The 6,723-nt window shown below is 60.8% G+C and carries 9 protein-coding genes; 3 read left to right on the plus strand and 6 right to left on the minus strand.

Annotated features, from left to right (window positions below):
• Positions 1 to 359: 359 nt before the first annotated feature.
• Positions 360 to 545 carry a recombinase family protein gene (locus EN914_RS39245; RefSeq protein ID WP_024504652.1) on the minus strand — a complete coding sequence of 62 codons (186 nt, stop codon included), beginning with the start codon at positions 543 to 545 and terminating at the stop codon, positions 360 to 362.
• 369 nt (positions 546 to 914) lie between these two features.
• Entirely contained in the window at positions 915 to 1,106 is a 192-nt protein-coding gene (locus tag EN914_RS39250) for a recombinase family protein (protein WP_224673137.1), read from the minus strand.
• A 269-nt stretch (positions 1,107 to 1,375) separates the two neighbouring features.
• Between EN914_RS39250 and EN914_RS18785 the strand changes: the two genes are divergently transcribed.
• The 3 genes from EN914_RS18785 to EN914_RS18795 all read left to right on the plus strand — a co-directional run bounded on the left by EN914_RS18785 (position 1,376) and on the right by EN914_RS18795 (position 2,963).
• Positions 1,376 to 1,690, plus strand: a complete 315-nt coding sequence (locus EN914_RS18785) for a glycine zipper 2TM domain-containing protein (protein WP_013525070.1) — start codon at positions 1,376 to 1,378, stop codon at positions 1,688 to 1,690.
• Between the two features lie 179 nt (positions 1,691 to 1,869).
• Positions 1,870 to 2,484: a bifunctional 2-polyprenyl-6-hydroxyphenol methylase/3-demethylubiquinol 3-O-methyltransferase UbiG gene (locus EN914_RS18790; protein WP_024504651.1), complete on the plus strand. Its 615-nt coding sequence runs from the start codon at positions 1,870 to 1,872 to the stop codon at positions 2,482 to 2,484.
• A gap of 53 nt (positions 2,485 to 2,537) precedes the next feature.
• Positions 2,538 to 2,963 (plus strand): nuclear transport factor 2 family protein, encoded by a 426-nt coding sequence (locus EN914_RS18795; protein WP_255337261.1) that lies wholly within the window; start codon positions 2,538 to 2,540, stop codon positions 2,961 to 2,963.
• A 311-nt stretch (positions 2,964 to 3,274) separates the two neighbouring features.
• On the opposite strand, the gene EN914_RS18805 is transcribed toward EN914_RS18795, so the two are convergent.
• From EN914_RS18805 to EN914_RS18820, 4 genes are all read right to left on the minus strand, one after another.
• Positions 3,275 to 3,622: a hypothetical protein gene (locus EN914_RS18805; RefSeq protein ID WP_013525073.1), complete on the minus strand. Its 348-nt coding sequence runs from the start codon at positions 3,620 to 3,622 to the stop codon at positions 3,275 to 3,277.
• A gap of 83 nt (positions 3,623 to 3,705) precedes the next feature.
• Entirely contained in the window at positions 3,706 to 4,137 is a 432-nt protein-coding gene (locus tag EN914_RS39255) for a hypothetical protein (protein ID WP_245265379.1), read from the minus strand.
• Between the two features lie 418 nt (positions 4,138 to 4,555).
• Complete coding sequence (locus EN914_RS18815; protein WP_013525075.1) at positions 4,556 to 5,866, minus strand: HlyD family type I secretion periplasmic adaptor subunit; 1,311 nt, start codon at positions 5,864 to 5,866, stop codon at positions 4,556 to 4,558.
• Positions 5,866 to 6,723 (minus strand): type I secretion system permease/ATPase (locus tag EN914_RS18820; RefSeq protein WP_127389200.1); only part of this gene is annotated, 858 nt, incomplete at its 5' end. The genes EN914_RS18815 and EN914_RS18820, both read right to left, overlap by 1 nt.

The following is a 6,723-nucleotide window of genomic DNA, read 5'->3' on the forward strand; positions in this document are numbered from 1 at the left end:
GCCGGTACAACTCTCGCCCTCTCGCTTCATGAACTAGCAACAAACGCCATTAAATATGGCGGCTTGTCCCGCCCCGAAGGCAGGATACGATTGGAATGGAATATAACGGCGAGTTCGGAACCAGTGCTGACGCTGAGATGGATCGAATCAGGAGGACCGTCGGTAGTTCAACCCTCGCGAGTAGGGTATGGAACACGCTATATGCGCGCCGCATTGACCAGCCTATTTGGAGAGGCTCCAGATCTTGTTTTCGCGTCGGATGGCCTGCGTTTCTCTATTCGCGGCCTACTGTCCCGCCTTGCACCCGATGAACGGCTAGGCTGATCGCGGCAGCGCCTACAATTTGGGCAGCGGAAATTCTAAGGTCGGTTGAGACCGGTGACCACTCCCTTGGCATTCAACGACCGCGCAATCTGAAGCTCGGTCCGACCAGCCTTCACGTATTCATGGTAGATCCAGCGCACCGTCGCAATTTCATCAGGTGGTCCATGCACGAGGATGCCCCGATCCGTCTGGAGGCCCTTGTACTCTTTGAGAGCGAGCATGGTCTTTGTGCGCCCAAGCTGGTCGATGAACCGGCGCCTCAGGCCCAGGCCGGCCGACCCTCCCTGCCGGTATCACCATTCGAACGAGCCTGCACTGGCCGGCAAACACCTTGACCGACAACACCCGGCTGTGCTCGGCACGCCATCGTGCGCTTTATCGCCTTGAGCAGGTCTGATCCGATGCTGCCATCGTTTGCGAACTGTTCGCCAAAATATTCAATTCAACGCCGGCAACACGACACCGATACTCGTACGACGCACTCTCATCGGGGTTCGGGAATCGCCCCCAGCGGCTCACATCGTAGACGATGACGATTCGAAATCCGCGTTCTTCGTTTCGACATCCGCCAACAGCCTTTGCTTCGAGGTTCAAGCGCTGCGACCGGCGTCCTCGTATGTGGCCACGGTGTCGTAGTTCATCGCATCCGCGAATTCACGGATTGCATCCTTCTGATTGTCGATCGAATAGCTCTGGTGGTCGGTGGACATTCGCAGGTATTGAGCTGCGCGCACGCGCTGTGCGTTCTCAGCAGGTCGACGGACCGTGTGCGCCTGTTCCATCATTTAGCGCCTGGAAGGCAGATTGAACGTCCGCTTGAACCGGACGATCCTAGCGGTATGAGGCTTCAATCTCGTTACACAATGATCGACACTTTGTACCGAATGGGACTTGTCGCCATAAAACGAGAAGCGAGGAAAATAGCAGGCAGGCTTCTATCAACACCCGAGAAACCATGTCTTTTATCGTGACGGCTCGTGCCCCCGTTCCGCCGCATTGCAGCCGCAGGTGGCAAGCCATAGGGATATCAAGCCTTCAAGGGAGACCTTACATGAACGTTCACAAAGTCATAGCCGCCGTGCTGATGACCGCGGCACTGGCCGGGTGCGCGCAGACCGAAGGCCAGCAGCGGGCCGGAACTGGCGCTCTGATCGGCGGCGCTGGCGGCGCCCTCGTCGGTCAGGCCATCGGCGGCAACACCGAAAGCACGCTCATCGGCGCTGCCGGCGGCGCCCTGCTCGGCGCCGTCGTCGGCTCGGCCACTACGCCGCAGCGTCGCGGCGAACAGATGTGCCGCTACCAGGACCGCCGCGGCCGCATCTACACGGCGCCGTGCGACGACAGGTACTACAACGGCGATTATTAAGCAGGGTTAGTCTGCTCATCCGTTGTCTGAGTGGGAAATGGGAACGGAAGCTCCACTGTGGGGCGGTGGCCCTGCTGGTACATTGTTTCTGGTCGCGCCGCCGGCGGCGGCGCTGCGTTGTCATCTTTTGCCCATAACATAGTGCTACCAGCAAGGACGGCGGGTCTCTGGAGGTCGTGATGACTGAGAGCCTTGCCGGCACCCTGAAGAGCCGTGGCAAACAGGCAGCCAAGCGGCTGCTTGGCTATGATTCCCGCAACTGGCTGCGTATCCGCCAGATCGAGGCTTTCAGCCTCTTTCTCGAAGCCAGCAACCGTAAATCCTCCGACGTGATCGAGATCTCGCCCGGCTGGAACCGCTATTGGCGCACAATGTGCTCCAACTACCGCTCTGTCGACTTCCCCGCCTTCGACATCTGCAACGACCGCACCGATGAGCAGTATTCGATCGTCATCGCCGACCAGGTGCTGGAACACGTGCAGCGTCCGCAGGCGGCGGTGCGGAACATCCACGCCATGACCCGACCCGGCGGTTGGGCGATGGTGGCAACGCCCTTCCTGTTTCGCGTGCACGCCAGACCGCACGACTACAACAGATGGACGCCCGCCGGACTCAAGCAGCTGATGGTGGACGGCGGCTTCCCCGAAGCCAACGTCAAGGTCCACGGCTGGGGCAACAAGGCCTGCGCCAGGGCCCATATCGGTGGCCCTGTTCGCGCCTACGGCCTGTGGCGGGATCTCAGTAACGACGAGGAATACCCGCTGATGGTCTGGGCGTTCGCTAAGAAGGGGTGAGTGGCGGAAGCCGCGCTCCATCCCGGTCATAGCCAGGGTGTCTGGCTGGACACTTGACCGGATCCGCCGCCAGTGACCTACTTCGAAATCCGAGGAGCCGTTCGCGAATGGACATTCGAGCCACATTGACGGAGCTTTGCGAGGCCTTCAATGCGCACGATCTGGACCGCATCATGGCGTTCTTTGCCGACGACTGCGTTCTGGAGATGCCAAGGGGGGCCGAGCCTTGGGGAACGCGCTGCGAGGGCAAGCGCAGCGTACGAGACGCGCTAGCGACACGCTTTGAGGGTTTGCCCGATGTGCATTACGGCAGTGGACAGCACTTTGCGGACGAGGCTGCCAACACCGGCATGTCGAAATGGACCCTCACCGGCACCACCCGCGAGGGCGTCAAAAAGGAAGTTCGAGGTTGCGATTTCTACACATTTCGTGACGGAAAGGTGATCCGCAAGGACTCATACTGGAAGATCGTGGAGTAGGGGGTTGGCATTCCTGTCGGATCTTTTCGTTGTCCCGCATTCCAAAACAGGTGGATTACGCGATGCGCGTTTGCATCGCTGCACTCGCCGACGAAATGCCAACCTCAGAATTCCGGAACGTATTCAAAGTAGCTGCCAAGGATGAAACCACCTCCAGCTATTCCATGTCCGGCACGTCGCCACCCGCAAACAGAGTCGTCGGCTCGCCATAAGCCACCGAAGGGTTACCCTCGCGCGACCACGCAATGAGGCCAGCATGCTTGCCGGTTGCAGGTCGCCGGTCTCATGACGGTGGAAGGCCGTGACCACGATCAGCCTGGTGCTTTCTGTTGGGAGAGTAAACTATTCAACCTGGAGGGTGTTTTTCCGCTGACCAACAGCCGGTTGAAGTTGAACGGCGCAGGGGGAAGCATCTCTGTCATCTCGAATAGAGGCACAGGGCCTTCCGGGTCCGGTGCTTTCTGCTTGGCCTTCAGGTCCGTGATCTCCTCGTCGCGCCGCGCAATCCGGCTTTCCAGATTGGCAATGCGCTCCGCAAGGAAATAGCGCCCCACGGCAAATCCGCCGGCGCCGAACAATGCGGCAGACGTAGCAAAGGCCAACGGGTTAGCCGCCACCAGCGCAGAGTTGCTTTGTATGAAAGCGATAAGGTCATGCATGGCTAAAAAGCTCTCCTGTCACGCCGGGAACGATTCAACCTGCCGAGGTCGCGCGAGGGGTCGCAATACCAAGTCTCCTCCGATCAGTTTATGGGCAACTTCGTTTCCCGGCCTCGCCCTGCCGTGCGGAGCGCCGCGAGTGCGTCAGCACAAGCTGCCTCGGAGGTCGTTCCGTTCATCCGCGCTATCCTAGCCGTAGGGCGGGACTTCGCAATGTCCACGCCGGTCATCCTACAACAGGGGGCGTATCGTCGTAGCCAATGGAACCTATCCCCGGATGCCTGGGCTATGGCGAGTATCTGAGTCTCTGGCTCGCGGTTGTAGGCCATCAGCGCCTTCACGGTCTCAAGCGGGCTTTCGTAGCGGGCGACAAGCTTCACGGCTTCAGAGTGCAACTCGGCTTTGACCTCGGCATCGAAGTACATCGTTCCCATCGCGGTTCCTCCTAGCGTGTCGCACGCGTGATGGAGGGAGCACATCAAGTCGCTCCTAAGTTCGCCGTTGAGCAGGTTCATCCCTTTGAGCGCCTTACGTGATGATCGGCATGAGCATGGCAGTTGGCCTTTCCGGCAGGCTCGGGAAGTGAACAGAACGGGAACATAAATGTCAAGCAAGAATTGACTCGGGCGAGGGGTCAATTCCTATTTTTGGCCATGCCGGACGCGGCAGAACTCGGTCGGCTATGTCCTGGCATGCTGCAAGCCACCCTCAAGGCGCGGCTCCACTCGGTCCTTAACCCCTAGGCCGGTTGAGCATTGAAGCCAACGTGCCCGCGTTCGACGTCCCCGTGCCTTTTACCTCGGAGGCGGCCAGTGGATCGAGCCCAGCAGGGAGTCGTCGAGGATCAATAAACCGAAAGCAGCATTCCGCCAATTTCCCAGCCGATGAATGCTCGCGGCGGGAAGCGGCCGGTCGCTGCAGCCCAGGCGCGCTTCACTCCTCCCGGAATGCTCGCTGGATCTGATCGGCCAGGGGCTTGACGAGATAGGACAGCATCGTGCGGCTGCTGGTCGTGAAGAACACCTCGACCGGCATGCCGGGCGCCAGGGTCAGTCTTTTGAGTCTGGCAAGTTCCGTGCGCGGCAAAACGATATGCACGGTGTAATAACCGGCGCCGGTGCGCTCGTCGGTGCTGAGATCGGCGGAGATCTTGCTGACGCTTCCGTTGAGTTCAGGCGTGGTCCGCTGATTGAAGGCCGAAAGCCGCAGCGTCGCCTCCTGCCCCTGTTTCAGCTGATCGATGTCCTGTGGAGCGACACGGGCTTCGACGGTCAGTCGGTCCGCGACCGGCACGATGAGCATGACCGGTTCGCCCGCAGTGATGACACCCCCAATCGTATGTACGGCAAGCTGAAGGACGACGCCGGCCTGCGGGCTTCGAATGTCGATGCGCTTGAGCTGGTCCTCGGCCGATACCTTGCGTTCGACTAGCTCCGAGAGTTTTGCCTGGACCTCACGCAGCTCCGTGGCGACTTCGCTGCGCAGATCCTGATCGATCTGGATGATCTGCAGGCGGATTTCCGACGTGTGACCTTTCGACTGCGCTATCGCCGCGATCAACTGCCCGTGTTCAGCCTCCAGCCGCACGGCCTCGCGCTCGAGCGCGGTGATGCGATCGATCGAGACCAGCTTGCGCTCCCATAATGTGCGCATGCCCGCGAGCTCGGTTCCGATCAGCTTGATTTCCTGGCTCTTGGCGTCCTTTTGCTCGGTCAGGCCGGAGACTTCTTCGGCGAGCTGGGAGATACGTTCCGCCAACTGCGCCTTCTGGCCAGCGCGTGCCTGCCGGCGGAACTCGAAGAGCGACTGCTCTCCGGCCATTGTTCCGCTGACATCCGGATCGTCCCGCCGAGACATCAGCGACGGCGGAAAACCGATGGCGTCCGCACCATCGCGCTCGGCCTTGAGACGTGCCAGGCGGGCATCGAGTTCATCCGCGCTCTTGGTGACAATGGCCAGATTGGCGCGGGTGACGGTTTCATCCAGATGAATCAGAACCTGTCCCGCTTGCACGGCATCGCCTTCGCGCACGAAGATTTGGCCGACCACGCCGCCCGTCGGATGCTGCACCTTTTTGACACTGGAATCGACAACCAGCTTTCCCGATCCAATGACCGCGCCAGAGAGGTCGATCACGGCGGCAAGGCTGCCCGCTCCACCGACCAGTAGGATGGAGGTCGCAATGCCGCCAAGCAGATAACGTCGAATGGCCCGGTCGATCACCGATGTCGCCCTCTCCGGCATCAGAGCGCCGCCTCTTCAGGACTTGGGACAACTTTCAACGGAACGCTGATGGGACGGGTCACATTGGTCATGATCTCATTCTTCGGGCCAAAGGCCTGAATGCTGCCGTTCGTCATGACAAGGATCTGGTCAAGACTTTGCAATGCACTCGGGCGATGCGCCACCACGATGGCCATGCCGCCTCTGTCGCGCACGCCTTGGATCGCCGCCGTCAAGGCGGCTTCGCCATCGGCATCGAGATTGGAATTCGGCTCGTCGAGTATGACAAGAAACGGATCGCCATAGAGAGCACGCGCCAAAGCGACCCTCTGTCGCTGGCCCGCCGAAAGCGCCGACCCGGCCTCGCCAATGCGCGTTTCATAACCTTCAGGCAGGTGAACCACCAGATCATGAACACCGGCGGCGCGCGCAGCGGTCAGTATTTTGTCCGAGGGGGGCCGGGGTTCGAAGCGAGCTATGTTCTCGGCAATGGTGCCGTCGAACAGCTCGACATCCTGCGGCAGATAACCGACATGCTTGCCGAGGTCTTCCGACGACCACTGGTCGAGCGTCGCACCGTCGAGCCTGACGGTACCGCGCACTGGCAGCCAGACGCCGGCGATGGCTCTGACGAGCGAGGATTTTCCCGAAGCGCTCGGACCGATGATGCCGAGGCCGGCGCCCTTCTCCAGCACGAAGCCCGCATCCTGGACGACAAGGCGGCGCTCGCCCGGCGGCGCCACACTGATGCGCTCTACCGAGAGGCGAAACGACGGCGGCGGCAGCGAGACAGTTGTTGCAGCCTCGGGCAGCAGCCCCAGAAGGTGGGTGAGGCGGGCCCCGGCCTGGCGGGCGCTGACGAAGCTCTTCCAATGCAC

Source organism: Mesorhizobium sp. M7A.F.Ca.CA.001.08.2.1 (assembly GCF_003998455.1).
In the GTDB taxonomy this organism is placed as follows: Bacteria; Pseudomonadota; Alphaproteobacteria; order Rhizobiales; family Rhizobiaceae; genus Mesorhizobium; species Mesorhizobium ciceri.